The organism is Candidatus Binatia bacterium (assembly GCA_036563615.1).
In the GTDB taxonomy this organism is placed as follows: domain Bacteria; phylum Desulfobacterota; class Binatia; order UBA12015; family UBA12015; genus DATCMB01.
In genome coordinates this window covers 69239-87295 of sequence record DATCMB010000011.1, presented here as the reverse complement: position 1 = coordinate 87295, position 18057 = coordinate 69239, and the positions used below count along the sequence as shown (strand labels likewise).

16 protein-coding genes and 1 tRNA gene are annotated in these 18057 nt (G+C 72.3%); 14 read left to right on the top strand and 3 right to left on the bottom strand.

What is annotated here, in order from left to right:
• A partial coding sequence (locus VIS07_09725) for a hypothetical protein (protein HEY8515776.1) occupies nt 1-182 on the top strand: 182 nt, incomplete at its 5' end.
• Nucleotides 183-188: 6 nt separating this feature from the next.
• Here the strand turns inward: VIS07_09725 and VIS07_09720 are convergent.
• Genes VIS07_09720 through VIS07_09710 form a run of 3 tightly spaced genes read right to left on the bottom strand, consistent with a single transcriptional unit; the run spans nt 189 to nt 3592 of the window.
• Complete coding sequence (locus VIS07_09720; protein ID HEY8515775.1) at nt 189-1631, bottom strand: sigma-54 dependent transcriptional regulator; 1443 nt, start codon at nt 1629-1631, stop codon at nt 189-191.
• Between the two features lie 50 nt (nt 1632-1681).
• A complete protein-coding gene (locus tag VIS07_09715) occupies nt 1682-3298 on the bottom strand; it encodes a histidine kinase dimerization/phospho-acceptor domain-containing protein (GenBank protein ID HEY8515774.1) in 1617 nt (538 codons plus the stop codon).
• A 27-nt stretch (nt 3299-3325) separates the two neighbouring features.
• The gene (locus tag VIS07_09710) at nt 3326-3592 is read right to left on the bottom strand and encodes a hypothetical protein (GenBank protein ID HEY8515773.1); all 267 of its coding nucleotides are present in this window, start codon (nt 3590-3592) and stop codon (nt 3326-3328) included.
• Between the two features lie 524 nt (nt 3593-4116).
• Between VIS07_09710 and VIS07_09705 the strand changes: the two genes are divergently transcribed.
• The 13 genes from VIS07_09705 (at nt 4117) to VIS07_09645 (ending at nt 17990) form a co-directional block, all read left to right on the top strand.
• Nucleotides 4117-5586, top strand: a complete 1470-nt coding sequence (locus tag VIS07_09705; GenBank protein ID HEY8515772.1) for a sigma-54 dependent transcriptional regulator — start codon at nt 4117-4119, stop codon at nt 5584-5586.
• Between the two features lie 76 nt (nt 5587-5662).
• A complete protein-coding gene (gene lipB / locus VIS07_09700; GenBank protein ID HEY8515771.1) occupies nt 5663-6370 on the top strand; it encodes a lipoyl(octanoyl) transferase LipB in 708 nt (235 codons plus the stop codon).
• Nucleotides 6348-7319: a methylmalonyl Co-A mutase-associated GTPase MeaB gene (meaB, locus tag VIS07_09695; GenBank protein HEY8515770.1), complete on the top strand. Its 972-nt coding sequence runs from the start codon at nt 6348-6350 to the stop codon at nt 7317-7319. Before lipB ends, meaB begins: the two co-directional genes overlap by 23 nt.
• Entirely contained in the window at nt 7316-8038 is a 723-nt protein-coding gene (locus VIS07_09690) for a metallophosphoesterase family protein (GenBank protein ID HEY8515769.1), read from the top strand. Before meaB ends, VIS07_09690 begins: the two co-directional genes overlap by 4 nt.
• Before the next feature lie 56 nt (nt 8039-8094).
• A tRNA-Met gene (locus VIS07_09685) sits at nt 8095-8167 on the top strand.
• 31 nt (nt 8168-8198) lie between these two features.
• Complete coding sequence (gene tilS, locus VIS07_09680; GenBank protein HEY8515768.1) at nt 8199-9635, top strand: tRNA lysidine(34) synthetase TilS; 1437 nt, start codon at nt 8199-8201, stop codon at nt 9633-9635.
• A 118-nt stretch (nt 9636-9753) separates the two neighbouring features.
• On the top strand, nt 9754-11577 hold the full coding sequence (gene ftsH, locus VIS07_09675) for an ATP-dependent zinc metalloprotease FtsH (protein ID HEY8515767.1): 1824 nt from the start codon (nt 9754-9756) through the stop codon (nt 11575-11577).
• 55 nt (nt 11578-11632) lie between these two features.
• Entirely contained in the window at nt 11633-12508 is an 876-nt protein-coding gene (gene folP, locus VIS07_09670) for a dihydropteroate synthase (GenBank protein ID HEY8515766.1), read from the top strand.
• Nucleotides 12509-12510: 2 nt separating this feature from the next.
• Entirely contained in the window at nt 12511-13260 is a 750-nt protein-coding gene (gene cdaA / locus VIS07_09665) for a diadenylate cyclase CdaA (protein HEY8515765.1), read from the top strand.
• Entirely contained in the window at nt 13257-14267 is a 1011-nt protein-coding gene (locus tag VIS07_09660; GenBank protein ID HEY8515764.1) for a CdaR family protein, read from the top strand. Before cdaA ends, VIS07_09660 begins: the two co-directional genes overlap by 4 nt.
• Complete coding sequence (glmM, locus tag VIS07_09655; protein ID HEY8515763.1) at nt 14264-15628, top strand: phosphoglucosamine mutase; 1365 nt, start codon at nt 14264-14266, stop codon at nt 15626-15628. The genes VIS07_09660 and glmM overlap by 4 nt, the downstream gene beginning before the upstream one ends.
• Complete coding sequence (locus VIS07_09650) at nt 15625-16374, top strand: pyridoxine 5'-phosphate synthase (protein HEY8515762.1); 750 nt, start codon at nt 15625-15627, stop codon at nt 16372-16374. The genes glmM and VIS07_09650 overlap by 4 nt, the downstream gene beginning before the upstream one ends.
• Nucleotides 16374-17990 (top strand): NAD(P)H-hydrate dehydratase, encoded by a 1617-nt coding sequence (locus VIS07_09645; GenBank protein ID HEY8515761.1) that lies wholly within the window; start codon nt 16374-16376, stop codon nt 17988-17990. Before VIS07_09650 ends, VIS07_09645 begins: the two co-directional genes overlap by 1 nt.
• The last annotated feature ends 67 nt before the right edge of the window (nt 17991-18057 follow it).

Genomic DNA, 18057 nt, shown 5'->3' with positions numbered 1-18057 from the left:
GCTTCGCGCCGTGGATGGGCTGCGCGGCGCTCGGCTCGCTCGTCGGCTACGTCGTCGCGCGCGTTCTCGAGGCGCGGCTCTTCGCCTACGACGCGCGCTACTTCGTCTGGACGTTCCTCTCGCTCGCGACGCTGTGCTCGGTCGCGCTCTGGTGGCTCGTCGCGCGACCGGTGCCCGGCTGAGGCGCGCTACTGCTTGTCGCGGATGCCGAGCTTGTCCATCCGGTACTTCAGGATGCGGCGCGTGGTGCCGAGGCGCTCGGCGGCGCGGGTCTGGTTGAAGTCCGTCTGGTGCAGCGCTTCGAGGATGATGTCGCGCTCGAACTCGTCGACCGCGTCGGACAGCGTGCGCATGCCGAGCAGCACCTCGTTGCGCATGTTCGCCACCGCGGGCAGCGACGAGGTGTCCTGACGCAGCGCCTCGGGCAGCTCGTCGGGGCGCACCGGTCCGAAGTCGGACAAGACGAGCAGACGCTCGACGAGGTTCTCGAGCTCGCGGACGTTGCCCGGCCAGCGGTAGCGCAGCATGCGGTCGATCGCCTCGGGCGTGAACGTGCGCTCCTTGATGCCGAGCTCGGCCGCCTTCGACGCCGTGAAGTGCTTGATCAGCAGCGGCAGATCCTCGCGGCGCTCGCGCAGCGGCGGCAGGTGCAGCGCGACGACGTTCAGGCGGTAGAACAGGTCGGCGCGGAAGCTTCCCGCCGCGATCGCGTTCTCGAGGTTCTGGTTGGTCGCGGCGACGATGCGGACGTCGACCTCGATCGGCTTGGTGCCGCCGACGCGCATGAACTGCCCGGTCTCGATCACGCGCAGCAGCTTCGCCTGCATCGCCGGCTGCAGCTCGGCGATCTCGTCGAGGAAGAGCGTGCTCTGGTGCGCGATCTCGAACACGCCGAGCTTGCGCTGATCCGCGCCGGTGAAGGCGCCGCGCTCGTGACCGAAGAGCTCGCTCTCGATCAGCGTGTCGGGGATCGCCGCGCAGTTGATCGCGACCATGGGCCGGCTCGCGCGCGGGCTCTGGTAGTGCAGCGCCTTCGCGATCAGCTCCTTGCCGGTGCCGCTCTCGCCGGTGATCAGCACGGTCGTGCGCAGCGGCGCGACCATCGCGACCGTGCGGAAGATCTCCTGCATCGCCGGCGAGCGTCCGACGATGTTGCCGAGCTGGTAGCGACGTCCGACCTCGGCGCGCAGCTCGTTGACCTCACGCTGCAGCGCAGCGGTGCGCGTCGCGTTGGCGAGCAGGATGCGCAGCTCTTCGATCTCGAACGGCTTCTCGATGTAGTCGAAGGCGCCGAGCTTGATCGCCGTGACCGCCGTCTTGACGGTGCGCGTGGCGGTCACGATGACCACGGGCAGGTCGGGCTTCTGCCCCTTGATGCGCTCGAGCACCGTGAGGCCGTCGATGCCCGGCATGACGATGTCGAGCAGCACGGCGTCGAAGCTCTCGTTGGCGATGCGGCGCAGCGCTTCCTCGCCGTCCGCGGCCGTCGTGACGTCGTAGCGATCGCGCAGGACGAGGCGCAGCGACTCGCGCACGCCTTGCTCGTCGTCGACCACGAGCACGCGGCGTCGCTGCTCGATTCCCGCGTCCGTGCGGGCAGGCTCAACCGCCGAGTCGTGCGTGTCCGGCACGCTTCCTGTCCCCAAGCCCCTCGTACGTGCTCCTTGCGAAGCGTCCGATCTCAGGACGCTCCGAGCCGGATCCGCATCCGCACCGCCATGTCGTCGATCTCGATGTCGAAGGTCCCCCCGACCCGTCCAAGCGCGCCTCTTACCAACAGCAAGGCGAGAGGCAAACCGGAATCGTTGGCGGTCGCCGCGCCGCGCAGGTGCGTGACCGCTCCCGACTCGCGGTAGGAGACGCGCAGCACGCCGCCGTTCTCGACCTCGATGCGCAGCGTGCCGCGCGCCTCGATGGTGTCGGCGACGTGGCGCGCGAGCGTGTCGAGCGCGTAGCGCAGGTGCTCGGGGTCGCTGACGACGCGCAGCTCGGCGTTCTCCGGCGCCTCGAGCGTCACCTGCTTGCCGGCGAACGCGCGCCACGCCTCGCGCAGCGCGTCGCGCACGACGGCGAGCGCGTCGAGCGGCATCCGTCGCGGCGGCGCGAGACGCGCGTACGCGAGCAGCTGATCGAGGATCGTGTCCATGCGCGTCACCGCCTCGTCGGTGAGCGCGCGGAACTGGCTCAGCTCGTGCGGATCCTCGGACAGCGACTCGACGCAGGCGACGAAGGTCTTGATGGTGACGAGCGGGTTCTTGAGCTGGTGCGCGAGCTCGACGGCGAGCGCCTCGACGGTCGGCGCCGAGACCGTGTCGTGCCCGACGTCCGACGAGGGAGACGGCTCGGTCGCGGCGAGGGGCTGCGCCGCGGGCGGTGCGACACCCGCGGGCGGCGCGGCGGCCTCGGCCTGACCCTCGCGCTCGATCGTGCTCTCCGGTTCGAGCGTGCGTTCGCGCGCGCGCTCGAGCTCCGCCTCGTGCGAAAGCTCGTGCTCCGGCGCGCGCTCGATGTCGACGCGTGGTGCGACGTTGCCTTCCGCGCCGCGCGCAGCCGACGCAGCCGAAGCAACGGACGCAGCCGGAGCCGCAGGAGCCGCCAGCTGCAGCACCGCATCCGGCTCCCAGCGCAGGTCCGTCGCGTCGAGCACCGGCGCGTCGCTCGCGAGCAGCGAGCGCACCAGCACCGCGTCGAGCTCCGCCGTGTCGCCGCTCCAGGGATGCGCGCTCAGCGCCGCTTCGGCGGCGGCGGTCAGCGTCGGCGGCTCGCGATCGAGCTCGCGGCACAGGAGCGCGATGCGCTCGCGCGCGAGCGCCGGGATCTCGGGTCCACGCCGCCCGAGCGCGGGGACGCGCACGGTGATCGTGCTGACGAGCGCGAACAGGTCGGGACGCCAGCGCGCGCGCAGCTCGTCGAGCGTCGCGTCGGTCGCGCAGATCAGACGGTAGTGCGAGCGCGCGATCTGGCTCGCGAACACCTCCTGGCCGTTCGGGCCGAGGTGCTCGATGCCGTCGAGGCAGAGCGTCGTGCGCGTGCCGCGCGCGCCGTTCGGCAGACCCGCGGGGAGCGTGCCGCTGCTGCGCCGCAGATCGACCAGCACCATCTCCTCGCGACCGCTGCGCGCGTGCAGCGCGTCGGCGATCCGCTGGAACGCGACGCCGTAGCAATCCGTGCACAAGACCGGCAGGTTCGTCGGCGCGACGCGCGCCAGCAGAGCGGCGGTCGGTGCGGGAAGCGGCCAGTCAGGGGAGCCAGACGGGGAGCGGTCCGGGGCGAGTATGAGGTCCGTCAGGCGCAACATCCATCGTGGTGGTTCGCATCCCAGCGATCATCGCCTTTTTGCCTGTGGCCGGAGGCGACGCGCAAGCCCAAACGTGAGCAGCACGAATCCCGCTGCGGTCATCAAGCGTCCGCCGCTCGCGACGACGTGATAGAAGTCCATGCGTCCGCGCGCGATCTCGATCTCTTCTGCGCTGGGCGAACCGTGGCGCGGGGAAACCGTCGCGGCGGGAAGCGGCGTGGTGGCGATCGGCTCGTGCTCGCGCAGCCGGATCGTGCCCGTGATCCAGTTGCCGGCGCCGAGCAGCATCAGCACGAGGCCGGCGACGAGCGTCGTGCTCTTGTACCAGGGTGCTGCGTTGCTCGACGTCATGCGGCGCGCTCCACGTAGCGTCTTGCTGCGCGCGCGCAACCGTTGCGGCGCAACGTGAAACGATGCCGCAGCGCGAGCGCGTCGTCGGCGTCGCGCGAACGCGAGCCTTGCGCACGTGCGGGCCGCGACGCGCGCGTGGTGCGTCGCTTGCTCGACGTTCGACGCGAGGGGGTCGCGGGGTCCGGCATGGGGCCGGCCTCGGGGCCAGGGGGGAACGAGATCGGGCCGGCGGCCGACGGCGGCCGGCCCGCTCGTTTCGCGAGCGCCGCGCGTGCGTTCGTGGCGCCCGCCGCATGCGTTCCCTGTCGCGCCAACGTGCGGCCCTTCTATCGGACGCACCCTTCGCCGCAACCCTCGCGACGCAAAGTCATGCTTTCGGTGCAGCCGCGCGACACGAGCGCTCGTGCTACGCGACGTCACCGGCGGGTGCGACGCGAGCCGCCGTCGCGCCACGTGGAGCGGTGCGAATGAGCATGTCGACGGGCGAGGCGAGCACGGCGCTGAGCGACGGGGGCACGTCCGCGCGTGCGCCGCGCGCGAGCGTGCTGCTGGTCGAGGACGACGTCCGCTTCGCGCAGCTCGTCCACGCGACGCTGCGCGCGGCGTCGCGCGCGGTCGAGGTGCTCGGCGCCGCGAGCCTGGCCGACGCGAGCGCGCTGCTCGCGCGTCGCCGCTTCGACCTCGTGCTGGTCGACCGCGGCTTGCCCGACGGCGACGGCCTCGGCGCCGTGCGCGACCTCGCCGTACGCGGCGCGGCGACGCCCGTCGTGCTGCTCACGGCGGACGCGACGGCGTCGAGCGCGGTCGAGGCGATGAAGGCCGGCGCCGTCGACTACCTGGTGAAGGGTCCGGACGTCCTCGAGCGGCTGAGCGACCTCGTGCAGGCGATGCTCGCGACGCGTCCGCAGAAGCAAGACACGCGCGGCGTCGCGGCGCTGGTGGGCGACAGCCCGGCGATGGAGTCGGTGCGTCTGCAGGTCCGACGCTACGCGCAGAGCCGCGCGTGCGTGCTCGTCGAAGGCGAGACCGGCGTCGGCAAGGAGCTCGTCGCACGCGCGCTGCACGTCGAGAGCCCGCGCGCCGGCGGTCCGTTCGTCGCAGTGAACTGCGGCGCGCTGCCCGAGCACCTCGTGGAGAGCGAGCTCTTCGGTCACGTGCGCGGCGCCTTCACCGGCGCGCACCGCGACCACACGGGTCTCGTCGAGCACGCCGAACGGGGCACGCTCTTCCTCGACGAGGTCGAGGATCTGCCGCTCGCGCTGCAGGGCAAGCTGCTGCGCCTTCTGCAGGAGAGCGAGTACCGTCCGGTGGGCGCGACGCGCGCTCGGCGCGCCGACGTGCGCATCGTCGCCGCGTCGAACGCCGACCTGCGCGCGATGGTCGCCGAGCGCCGCTTCCGCAGCGACCTCTACTACCGGCTCGACGTGCTGCGCATCGTCGTGCCGCCGCTGCGCGAGCGCCTCGACGACCTGCCGGCGCTGATCGCGCACCTCGCCGCCGGCACGAGCGTCGCCGAGTCGCGCTCCGCGGCGCCGTTCGTCGGTCCGACGGCGGCACAGCTCGCGCTGCTGCGCGCGCATCCGTGGCCCGGCAACGTGCGCGAGCTCGCGAACCTCGTCGAGCGCGCCGCGGTGATCGCGCAGCACGGCGGCTGGCCCGCGGCCTGGACGACGGTGCTCGCGCAGCGCGGCGGCGAGCCGCGTGTCGCCGAGCCACGCGGCGTGCAGGCGCCGACGTCGGCACCAGCGATGGGCTGGTGCGCGCCGAGCGCGATCGAGAGCGAGCGCGAGGCGCTGCTGCGGCTCCTCGAGCGCCACCGCTGGCGACGCGAGGCGGCGGCGCGCGAGCTCGGGATCTCGCGCGTCACGCTGTGGCGACGCATGCGTCGCGCCGGCTTCCTGCCGGACGGCTCGCCGGGTCCGGTCGAGCGCTCGTGACGGCCGCGGAGCGTCACGCGGCGGCCCGAGCGATACGCTGTTGCGGCGGGATGGTGAGCCGGGTATCGCTCGCGGCGTGTCCCCGCTGCGCTGGTCGTACCTGGGCCGTGTCGAGTACGACGCGGCGCGGGAGCTGCAGAGCCGTCTTGCCGCGACGCGGGCAGCGCGGGGCTGCGACGACCTGCTGCTGCTGCTCGAGCACCCGCCGGTCCTGACGCTCGGGCGGCACGCGACGGCGCCGCCGACGGCGCCGTGGCCGGTCGTGCGCACGGACCGCGGCGGCGACGTGACCTATCACGGACCGGGACAGCTCGTCGGCTATCCGGTGGTCGCGCTGCGCTCCGCGGGACGCGGCGTGCGCGCCTTCGTCGCCGCGCTCGAGGCGGCGATGTGCGACGTCGCCGCGGCGTGCGGCGTCGAAGCGTATGCACGCGCCGGTCTGCCCGGTGTCTGGAGCGGCTCGCCGGCGCGCAAGCTCGGCGCGATCGGGCTCGCGGTCCATCGCGGCGTGACGCTGCACGGCTGCGCGCTCAACGTCGACGCGCGCGCGGAGCGCGGCTTCGACGGCGTCGATCCGTGCGGCATGCGCGGCGTTGCGGTGACGAGCCTCACCGCCGAAGGCGCGCCCGCCGACGTCACGCCCGAGTCGATCGCGCCGCTCCTCGCCGAGCGTCTCGCGTACCGGCTCGGCCTCGAGGCGTGCCGCGCCGACGACGCCCACGCCATCCTTCCCACTTCCTTCATCACCGCAGCGACCAGTCATGGACATCGATCAGCTTCTTGAGCGCTACGAGGCGGGCGACCGCCGAGCGCTCGCGCGTCTCATCACGCTCGTCGAGAACCGCACGCCCGAGGTGCCGCAGATCATGCGGCGTCTCTACGGCAAGACCGGCCGCGCCATGCTGATCGGCCTGACCGGGCCGCCGGGCGCGGGCAAGTCGACGCTGTGTGACAAGCTGATCGCGGCGCTGCGCAAGGACGGCAACACCGTCGGCGTCGTCGCGGTCGATCCGTCGAGCCCGTTCTCCGGCGGCGCGGTGCTCGGCGACCGCGTGCGCATGCAGGCGCACTTCCTCGACGAGGGCGTCTTCATCCGCAGCCTGTCGACGCGCGGCCGCCACGGCGGTCTCGCGCGCGCGAGCCGCGAGGTCGTGCACCTGCTCGACGCCTTCGGCCACGACGTGGTGATCGTCGAGACGGTCGGCGTCGGGCAGACCGAGCTCGACATCATGGGCCTCGCGCACACGACGATCGTCGTGCTCGTCCCCGAGGCCGGCGACACGATTCAGGTGATGAAGGCGGGGCTGCTCGAGATCGCCGACATCTTCGTCGTCAACAAGGCGGACCGCGAGGGCGCGCGGCGGCTCAAGAACGAGCTCGAAATGATGCTCCACCTGCGCCCGGCGTCGGACTGGAACGTCCCGGTGCTGCTCACCGAAGCGACCGCGAACCGCGGCATCGAGGAGCTGGTCGCGAAGGTGAAGGCGCATGCCGAGGTGCGGCGCGCGGGGCTCACCGCCGAGAGCGGCGCGCGCGAGCGGGTCACCGAGTGGACCGAGATCCTGCGCGACGAGCTCGCGCTGCGCCTCGACCGCGCGCTCGCGAGCGGCGATCTCGACGGCGTCAAGGACCGGCTGCGCAGCGGCGAGGTGGATCCGTACACCGCGGCGCTCGAGGTGCTCGGCGACCCCGACCGCCTCAAGCGGTTGCTCGCCGACGAGAGGAGGACGTGACCGGGCGTCTGCTGTGCGTGGGCGACGTGCACGGGTGCGCGCCCGAGCTCGAGCGCCTGATCACCGACGTCGATCCCGGTCCGGACGATCAGCTCGTCTTCCTCGGTGACTACGTCGACCGCGGCCCGGCGTCGCGGGACACGGTCGAGCTCCTCCTCGAGCTGCGCGAGCGGCTGCCAGCCACGGTCCTGCTGCGCGGCAACCACGAGGAGATGTTCCTCGACTTCCTGGGCCTCGGCGGGGCCAACAAGGAAGCCTTTTTCTGGAACGGCGGCGCGCAGACGCTCGCGAGCTACGGGCTCGCAGGTCTCGCCCGTGAGCCCGCCGCCGAAGCGGCGCTCGCCAAGGTGCCCGCGTCGCACCTCGAGCTCTTCGCCTCGCTCGAGCTGCGCTGGCAGGCGGACGGCTTCGCCTTCGTGCACGCGGGCGTGCGGCCCGGCGTGCCGCTCGAGCAGCAGCGGCGCGAGGATCTGCTGTGGATCCGCGAGGAGTTCCTGCTGCACGACCACGGTCTCGAGGACACGGTGGTGTTCGGGCACACGCCGTGCCGAGACGTCTGGTTCGGCCGCGGCCGCAAGATCGGCCTCGACACCGGCTGCGTCTACGGCGGCAAGCTCTCCTGCCTCGACTTGACGCAGGGGATCCTGCACCAGGTCGCCCGCGGCGCGCGCGCCGCGACCCGCCGCTCCGTCGCCAGCGAGCTCGCTCACGTGCGTTGAGCGGCGGACAATCGACAAGTCGCCCTCTCGTTGTTACTCAAGCGTTTCCTCGCTCGGGCGGCGTAGCTCAGGTGGTAGAGCAGGGGTCTCATAATCCCCGCGTCGGAAGTTCGAGTCTTCCCGCCGCCACTTCGCGAGGGTGCCGCGTGGTCGGCCACCGATGAGACGAGACTTCGCGTTCGAGTGGGCGGTCCTTCGGGCGCTGCGGCGACACGTCGCGGCGTCGGCGGAAAGCCGCCTGCTCGTCGCGGTCTCGGGCGGCGCCGACTCGACGGCGCTCCTCGTCGCGCTCGACGCGCTCTGCCGCCGCGGCGAGCTGCGCGCGACGCTCGCCGTCGCGCACCTGAACCACGGTCTCCGCGGGGCCGAGAGCGACGCCGACGCGGAGCTCGTGCGCGCGCTCGCGGGCTCGCTCGACCTGCCGTGCTTCGTCGGCGAGCGCACCGACCTCGGCGCTTCGCGCGCCAACCGCGAGGAGCGGGCGCGCGCCGCGCGCTACGCCTTCCTGCGCGAGACGGCGCGCGCCTGGGGCGCCGACTGGACGTGCGTCGCGCACACCCGCGACGATCAGGCGGAGACGGTGCTGATGCGGCTCGCGCGCGGCGCCGGCCCCGCGGCGCTCGCCGGGATGAGCGAGGCGCGCGGCGACGGCATCCTGCGGCCGCTCCTCGAGCAGACGCACGCGGACTGCGTCGAGTATCTGCGCGCGCGCGGCGTCGCCTGGCGTGAGGACTCGTCGAACGCCGACGAGACCTTCTTCCGCAACCGCGTGCGCCACCGCCTGCTGCCGGCGCTCGAGGCCGAGCTCGGGGTGGACGTGCGCGCGCGGCTCGTGCGGCTCGCCGAGCAGCTGCGGCAGGAGAGCGCGCTCGCCGAGCAGCGCATCGCCGAGCTGCTGCGCGACGCGCCTTCCGGGACGCTGCCGCGCACGACGATCGCGGCGGCGGGCGTCGGCGCGCCGCGCCTCGTGCACGCCTGGCTCGCGGCATCCGGCGTGCGCCCGACGAGCGCGCAGGTCGAGCAGGTGCTCGCGGTGGCGCACGGGTCGCGTCCGTCGGGCGAGGTCGACCTCGGCAGCGGCTGGAAGGTCGTGCGGCGCTACGAGGCGCTCGAGCTGGTCGAGGCCGCGCGCCTCGCGCCGCCGCTGCCGGTGGAGCCGGCGCCGCTCGAGGTTCCCGGCGTGGCGCGCGTCGCGGGCTGGCAGGTCACGAGCGCGCTGCGCGACGCCAACGAGGTGAACGTTCTTCGATCGTCGGGGCAGGCGTCGACCCTGGCGTCACCAGCAGCGGGCTCGACGTCGCCGATCTCGGCATGGCTCGACCTCGATCGCCTGCCCGCACCGCTCACGGTTCGCACGCCGCAGCCGGGCGATCGCGTGCGGCTCGCTCACGGGCGGCGCAAGCTTGCCGATATCCTCATCGATGGCCGTGTACCTCGACAGGAAAGGAAGGGGCTCGCCGTGGTGACGTGCGGTGACGACGTCGTTTGGGTGCCGGGGGTGGTGCAGAGCATCGTCGCGCGCGCGGATCGCACGTCACGACGGCTCGCGCGGCTCGACGCCGAGCGCGTCACGACGATCGTGCACGCGATCGAATGAAGTCACCACGCGGAGCATCCAATCGACACCGCGCTCCTGGCGTAGGTGTTGCATTGCTGGCATTTCTGGGCCGTGGTACAAACCGAGCGTTTTCGGGTGGAAATTGCAGAGATCAGGATTGAATCAGTTTTCGCGTAACCTGGCCTTGTGGCTCGTCCTCGGCCTGATGTTCCTGCTGCTGTTCCAGATTTTCAGCAAGCAGCAGGTCCAGGACCCCGAGCGCGACTACAGCGAGTTCTCGGAAGCGCTCGATCGCGGCGAGATCTCTGAAGTTCTCATCCAGGGAAACGTCATCCGCGGTCGCTACCAGAGTGGCGAGCGCTTCAGCACCTACAATCCCGGCGACCCGGACCTGATCACGCGGCTGCGTGAGAAGGGCGTCAAGATCCAGGCGAAGCCCGAGGAGGGCGAGCCCTGGTACGTCGTCCTGCTGGTCCAGTGGTTCCCGATGCTGCTGCTGATCGGCGTGTGGATCTTCTTCATGCGCCAGATGCAGGTCGGCGGCGGCAAGGCGATGTCGTTCGGCAAGAGCCGGGCGAAGCTCCTCACCGAGGCGCAGCAGAAGAACACGTTCGCCGACGTCGCGGGGATCCAGGAGGCGAAGGAGGAGCTCGAGGAGATCATCGCCTTCCTGAAGGATCCGAAGAAGTTCACCAAGCTCGGCGGCCGCATCCCGAAGGGCGTGCTGCTGGTCGGTCCTCCGGGCACGGGCAAGACGCTGCTCGCGCGCGCGATCGCGGGCGAGGCCGGCGTGCCGTTCTTCTCGATCTCGGGCTCGGACTTCGTCGAGATGTTCGTCGGCGTGGGCGCCTCGCGCGTCCGCGACCTGTTCGTGCAGGGCAAGAAGAACGCGCCCTGCATCATCTTCATCGACGAGATCGACGCCGTCGGTCGCCACCGCGGCGCGGGTCTCGGCGGCGGCCACGACGAGCGCGAGCAGACGCTCAACCAGCTGCTCGTCGAGATGGACGGCTTCGAGTCGAACGACGGCGTGATCTTGATCGCCGCGACCAACCGTCCGGACGTCCTCGACCCGGCGCTGCTGCGCCCCGGTCGCTTCGATCGCCGCGTCATCGTGCCGCGTCCGGACGTCAAGGGTCGCGAGGGGATCATCCGCGTCCACCTGCGCAAGGTGCCGCTCGCGGACGACGTCGACATCGGACTGCTCGCGCGCAGCACGCCCGGCTTCTCGGGCGCCGACCTCGAGAACCTGGTCAACGAGGCCGCGCTGCTCGCCGCACGCGCCGACAAGGACAAGGTCAATCAAAGAGATTTCGAGCTCGCGAAGGACAAGGTCCTGATGGGCTCCGAGCGGCGCTCGATGATCATCAGCGAGGAGGAGCGGCGCAACACCGCCTACCACGAGGCGGGACACGCGCTGGTCGCCAAGCTGCTCCCGGGCGCGGACCCGGTGCACAAGGTGACGATCATCCCGCGCGGCATGGCGCTCGGCCTCACCCAGCAGGTGCCGACCGACGACCGCCACACCGCGAGCCGCTCGCGCCTCGAGAACGATCTTGCGATCTACTTCGGCGGACGCGCCGCCGAGGAGCTGGTGCTCGGTCAGGTGACGACCGGCGCCGGCAACGACATCGAGCGCGCCACCGAGCTCGCCCGCAAGATGGTCTGCGAGTGGGGCATGAGCGACAAGCTCGGCCCGATGACGTTCGGCACGAAGGAGGAGAACATCTTCCTCGGCCGCGACTTCAACCAGGCCGCCGGCTACTCGGAGAGCACCGCGCAGGAGATCGACGCCGAGATCCGCGCGTTCGTGACGCGCGGCTACGAGCGCGCTCGCGCGCTGCTGTCGGAGAACATCGAGGCGCTGCACAAGATCGCCAAGGCCCTGCTCGAGCGCGAGGTGCTCGACAGCAACGAGATCGACGAGCTGCTGCAATCCTGCAAGAAAGATGGCGGCGCGCTCGCCCCGACGTCCTCCTGACGGGGGACGTGGCTCGAGCGGTCCGAGCGTCGTCGCCATCGCGCGCAGCGGAAACGTGGAATCGCCGCGGCGCGAGCTCGTCCTTCGTCGTGGCCGGCTGATCCTCGGCGGCGGCCGCACGCGCGTCATGGGCGTGATCAACCTCACGCCCGACTCGTTCCACGCGGCGAGCCGCGCGGAGACGCTCACGGCGGCGCTCGCCGCCGCCAGGGCGCAGGTCGCGGACGGTGTCGACGTGCTCGACCTGGGCGGCGAGTCGACGCGACCGGGCGCCGAGCCCGTGCCGGCCGACGAGGAGATCGCGCGCGTCGTGCCGGTCATCGAAGGGCTCGTCGCGCAGGGGATCGAGGTCCCGCTCTCGATCGACACCTACAAGGCGGAGGTGGCGCGCGCCGCCGTGGAGGCGGGCGCGAGCATCGTCAACGACGTCGCGGGCGGGCTTCTGGATCCGGCGATGCCGGCGACCGTCGCCGCGCTCGGCGTACCGGTGATCGTCGGACACCTGCGCGGCACGCCGCGCGACATGGCGTCGCACGCCACCTACGAGGACGTCGTCCGCGAGGTGCGCGAGGAGCTCGAGCGTCGGGTCGCGGCCTTCCTCGCGGCCGGCGTGCCGAGCGAGCACGTGCTGGTCGACCCCGGCATCGGCTTCGCGAAGGCGCCGTCGCACAGCCTCGAGCTGCTGCGCCGCCTCGACGAGGTCGCGCCGGGCTGGCCGCTCGTCGTCGGCGTGTCGCGCAAGCGCTTCGTCGGCGCGGCGATGCGCGCGGCGGGAATCGATGCGGGCGACGACCCGGAAGACCGCCTCGAGGGCTCGCTCGCGGCGGCCGTGCTCGCGGCGGCGCGCGGCGCGGTGCTCGTTCGCACGCACGACGTCGCACCCACGCGACGCGCCCTTGCCATCGCGGACGCCATCCTGCACGGACGCTGACGGTGCGCGAGATCTTCGAGAACCTCCGTCTGGCCGACGCGGCGGACGTCCTCATCATCACGGTCCTCGTGTACTGGCTGATCAACCTGATCCGCGGCACGCGCGCGGTGCAGATGCTGATCGGCCTCGCCGTGGTCGCGGCGATGTTCGCCGCCTCGCAGTACTTCGAGCTGTACACGCTGTCGTGGATTTTGCGCAGCTTCCTGATCTCGCTGCCGCTCGTCCTCGTCATCATCTTTCAGAACGACATCCGGCGCGCGCTGACGCAGGTCGGGCGCGGACGGTTCTTCGGCGGCGACCGCGGCGCGCGCGGTCAGGTGCTCGAGGAGGTGACGCGCGCCGCGGTGATGCTGGCCTCGCGGCGCATCGGCGCGCTGATCGTGCTCGAGCGCGAGGTCGGGCTCAACGAGTACCTCGAGGCGGGCGTGGTGATCGACGCGCGCGTCAGCCGTGAGCTCTTGACGGCGATCTTTCTGCCGCAGTCGCCGATCCACGACGGCGCGGTGATCGTGCGTCGCGGCCGCATCGCGGCGGCCGGGTGCTTTCTGCCGTTGACGTCGAACCCGGCCGTGAGCAAGTCGCTCGGCAGCCGGCACCGCGCGGCGATCGGCATCACGGAGGAGACCGACGCCGCGGTGGTCGTGGTGTCGGAGGAAGAGGGGACGATCTCGCTCGTGCGCGAGGGACGCATCACGCGCGACATCGACGCAGCGACGCTGCGCACGACGCTCGCGCAGATCAGGTTGCCATGAGGCTGCGGCGCGAACGCGACCGACGGCGCAAGGGGCTGCCGTCGCTGAAGTCGATCTCGTGGGTCGACGTCGGGACGTGGATCGCGGCCTTCGCGTGCGCCGTCGGGCTCTGGATGCTGGTCAACCTCGGCGAGCGCACGAGCGAGCGGACGCTGCGCGTGCACCTCGAGCCGCAGAACGTGCCCGCGGGCCTGGTCATCACCAACCCGATCCCGGAGTACGCCGAGGTGCGGGTCAGCGGCTCGGGGCTGATCCTGTCGAGCATCGACGAGAAGGACCTGCGCACGACGCTCGACCTCTCGGGCGCGCGTCCCGGCATGGTCACCTACACGCTCGACCCGAAGCGCTTCGAGCTGCCGCGCAAGGTCGAGGTGACCCGCGTCACGCCCTCGCAGATCACCTTCCACCTCGACCGGATGGCGCGGAAGAGCATCCCCGTGCGCCTCGAGCGCACCGGCGAGGTGCGCCCTGGACTACGCCTGACCGAGCTGGCACTGATCCCCGAGAAGGTGGAGGCGAGCGGCCCCCAGAGCCGGATCGACGCGCTTCCGGCCATCGTCACCGCACCCCTGGACCTCTCGACGCTGCGCGCCGGCACGCGCCAGATCGAGCTGCCGCTCATCCAGCCGGGCGACCTGATCCGGCTCGACACCCCCGAGATCCGGGTCCGCGCCGTGGTCGAGCCGATCGTGATCGAGCGTGAGCTGCGGCGGGTGAAGCTTCAGGTCCGGGATGCCGAAAACATCTGGCGGGTGACGCCGGACAGCGTCACGGTGGTCGTGCGCGGGCCGGAGATCGAGGTACGGGCGCTCGAGCTCGAGCCGGGGGCCGCGTACGTCGCGACCGACGACTTGACGGGCGAGGCGCCGCACCGCGTGAAGCCGCAGGTGACGCTGCCGGAGGGCATCGAGCTGGTGCGGGTCGAGCCGGCGGAGGTGGCGCTCGCGCCGATCGAAGACGATCGGGCGAACGGCACCCGCAGCAAGCGGACGGAGAAGAAGACGTGAGTGGAAACAAGACCAGGCGGCTGTTCGGCACCGACGGCGTGCGCGGGGTGGCCAACACCGAGCCGATGAACTCCGAGACCGCGCTGCGACTCGGACGCGCGGTGGCGCACGTCTTCCGGCGCAGCCCACGACGGCACAAGATCTTGATCGGCAAGGACACGCGCGTCTCGGGCTACATGCTGGAGACCGCCATGGCGTCCGGCATCTGCTCGATGGGCGTCGACGTGCTGCTGGTCGGCCCGATGCCGACGCCCGGGATCGCGTTCTTGACGCGCAGCCTGCGCGCCGACGCCGGCGTCGTGATCTCGGCGTCGCACAATCCCTTCCAGGACAACGGCATCAAGTTCTTCGCCTCCGACGGCTTCAAGCTGCCCGACGAGGTCGAGGCGGAGATCGAGGAGCTCGTCTTCGCCGACAAGATCGACCACCTGCGTCCGACGGCGGGCGAGATCGGCAAGGCGTTCCGCATCGACGACGCGAACGGACGCTACAACGTCTTCGTCAAGAATAGCTTTCCGCGTCAGCTGACGCTCGACGGGATGCACATCGTCATCGACGCCGCGAACGGCGCGGGCTACCGCGTCGCGCCCGAGGTGCTGGAGGAGCTCGGCGCCCGCGTGACGACGCTCGCCTGCGAGCCGGACGGCGAGAACATCAACCGCGACTGCGGCGCGACGCACCCGGAAGGCCTGCAGGCCAAGGTGCGCGAGGTCGGCGCCGACGTCGGCATCGCGCTCGACGGCGACGCCGACCGCTGCGTGCTGGTCGACGAGAAGGGCCAGGTGGTCGACGGCGACCAGGTGCTCGGCATCGCGGCCCGCGAGCTGCAGCGCGCGGGGGCGCTGAAGCAGGACACGGTGGTCGCGACCGTGATGTCGAACCTCGGCCTCGAGGTCGCGCTGCGCGAGATGGGCATCAGCTTGCGCCGCACGCCGGTCGGCGACCGCTACGTCGTCGAGGAGATGGTCCGCGGCGGCTACAACCTGGGCGGCGAGCAGTCCGGGCACGTCGTCTTCCTCGACCACAACACGACCGGCGACGGGCTGATCACCGCGCTCGCGATCCTCGCGATCGTCGTGCAGAGCGGACGCCCGCTGTCCGAGCTCGCGCAGGTGATGACGCGCTACCCGCAGGTGCTGATCAACGTGCCGATCAAGGTCCGCCGCGACGTCAACGGCGACGGCCCGGTGAAGGCCGCGATCGCCGACGTCGAGCGCGCGCTCGGCAACCGCGGCCGCGTGCTGGTGCGGCCGTCGGGCACCGAGCCGTTGATCCGCGTCATGGTCGAGGGCGAGCGCGAGAGCGACGTGCGCCGTCACGCCGAGGCGATCGCCGCGGCGATCCGCGAGAGCGCAGCGTGAGCACCACCGGTTCCGTCCGTCGCGTGGCGCTCGGCGTCAACGTCGACCACGTCGCGACCATCCGCCAGGCGCGTCGCGTCTCGTATCCCGACCCGCTCGAGGCCGCGCGCATCGCGCTCGAAGCCGGCGCCGACGGCATCACGGTCCACCTGCGCGAGGACCGCCGGCACATCCAGGACCACGACGTCGAGCGGATCGCCAAGGAGCCGGGCGTCAAGCTCAACCTCGAGATGGCCGCGACCCCCGAGATGGTGGCGATCGCCCGCCGCGTCCGTCCGGCCGACGTCTGCATCGTCCCCGAGCGTCGCGAGGAGATCACGACCGAGGGCGGGCTCGCGGTCGCGGGGCACGAGGCGACGCTCGCCCCGCTCGTGCGCGAGCTCGCGGACGCCGGCATCCGCGTGAGCCTGTTCGTCGATCCGGATCCGGTGCAGATCGAGGCGGCGCGCGCGGTCGGCGCGCAGGTGGTCGAGCTGCACACCGGACGCTACTGCGACGCGCCCCCCGCGGACGCGCCGCGCGAGCTCGAAGCGCTGCAGGCGGCCGCGGAGCGCGCCGCCGCGCTCGGCCTGCAGGTCAACGCGGGACACGGGCTCACGGTGGACAACGTCGCGCCCGTCGCACGCCTGCCGCACCTCGTCGAGCTCAACATCGGACACTCGATCGTCGCGCGCGCGGTGCTGATCGGGATGGCGGCCGCGGTGCGCGAGATGCGCGCCGCGATCGACGCGGCGCTCGCCGGCTGATGCTGGTCACCGCCGCGCAGATGCGCGAGCTCGATCGGCGCACGATCGAGCTCGGCACGCCGGGCGAGGTGCTGATGGAGCGCGCCGGCGCCGGCATCGCGGCGGCGCTGCTCCGGCGGCACCGCGCGGCGTGCGCGCGCGGCGTGGTGGTGGTGAGCGGGCGCGGCAACAACGGCGGCGACGGCTTCGTCGTCGCGCGCCTGCTCAAGAAGCGCGGCCATCGCTGCGAGGTCGTGCTGCTCGGACGTCTCGAGGAGCTCGAGGGCGACGCGCGGCTCAACGCGGAGCGCTGGACGAAGATGCGCGGCCGCACGGTCGAGCTCGAGACGCTCGACGAGCACGGCGCCGCGGAGCTCGAGCGCCGTCTCTCGCGCGCGGGCGTCGTCGTCGACGGCATCTTCGGCACCGGGCTCGCGCGTCCGGTCGAGGGGCTCGCGGCGCAGGTCGTGGAAGTGATCGAGCGCGCGGCGCGCGGCGAGGCGTCACCCGACGCGCGACCCGCGCGCGGCGAGCGCGGCGCGGGACGCGAGACCAGCACACGCGGCGCACGACGCACGCGCCCCGTCGTGGTCGCGATCGACCTACCGTCGGGGCTCGACGCCGACAGCGGCGAGGCGCTCGGCGTCGCCGTGCGCGCCGACCTCACGGTCACGCTCGGCGCGCTCAAGCCGGGGCTCGTGGCACCCGCGGGCCGCGTCTGGGCGGGCGAGGTGGAGCTGGTCGACATCGGGCTCGCCCCGGAAGCGATCGAGGCGGTCGGGCCGTACGGCGAGATCGGCGACGCCGCGATGCTCGCGCCCCTCCTGCCGCCGCGCCACGCGAGCTCGCACAAGGGCACGCACGGCCACCTGCTCGTGGTCGCGGGCTCGCGCGGCAAGACGGGAGCGGCGATCCTCTGCGGGCGCGGCGCGCTGCGCGGCGGCGCCGGGCTCGTCACGGTCGCGTGCACGGACGAGGTATTGCCGATCATCGCGTCCTCGACGCCCGAGCTGATGACCGAGCCGTACGGACGCTTCTCCGCGGACGAGTGGCGCGCGCGCCTCGACGGCAAGGCCGCGGTGGCCGTCGGCCCCGGGCTCGGCACGTCGGACGCGGCGGTCGAGCTCGTGCGCTGGCTGGTGCGCGAGGCGGGCGTGCCGCTGGTGGTCGACGCCGACGGCCTGAACGCGCTCGCGCGCGACACGAGCGTGCTGCGCGAGGCGAAGCACGGCGTGGTTCTCACGCCGCACCCGGGCGAGATGGCGCGCCTCGTCGGCAGCTCGACGAAGGACGTGCAGGCGCGGCGGATCGAGGTCGCGCGGACGCTCGCGCGCGACACCGGCGCCGTCGTCGTGCTCAAGGGCAGCGGCACGATCACCGCGGCGCCCGACGGACGCTGGACGCTCAACACGAGCGGCAACCCGATCCTCGGCACCGGCGGCACCGGCGACGTGCTGGCGGGTCTGCTCGGCAGCCTGCTCGCGCAGCACCTCGAGCCGTACGACGCCGCGCGCCTCGCGGTGTTCCTGCACGGCGCCGCGGGCGACCGCCTGGCGGAGCGCCTCGGCGACGCGGGGCTCCTCGCCTCCGAGCTGGCCGACGAGCTGCCGCTCGTCCGCCATGCGCTGCGCGCCTAGCGCGTCGGCGCCGCGACGCGCGAGCCGCAGGGCCGACGCCGCCAGACGCGTCGCACGCGCCAACTCC

Excerpts from the sequence above, each read along its gene's own strand:
- VIS07_09715 (HEY8515774.1), bottom strand. The coding sequence starts at position 3,298 with ATGTTGCGCCTGACGGACCTCATACTCGCCCCGGACCGCTCCCCGTCT.
- meaB (HEY8515770.1), top strand. The coding sequence starts at position 6,348 with ATGGACATCGATCAGCTTCTTGAGCGCTACGAGGCGGGCGACCGCCGA.
- VIS07_09705 (HEY8515772.1), top strand. The coding sequence starts at position 4,117 with ATGAGCATGTCGACGGGCGAGGCGAGCACGGCGCTGAGCGACGGGGGC.
- VIS07_09645 (HEY8515761.1), top strand. The coding sequence starts at position 16,374 with ATGCTGGTCACCGCCGCGCAGATGCGCGAGCTCGATCGGCGCACGATC.
- tilS (HEY8515768.1), top strand. The coding sequence starts at position 8,199 with ATGAGACGAGACTTCGCGTTCGAGTGGGCGGTCCTTCGGGCGCTGCGG.
- VIS07_09660 (HEY8515764.1), top strand. The coding sequence starts at position 13,257 with ATGAGGCTGCGGCGCGAACGCGACCGACGGCGCAAGGGGCTGCCGTCG.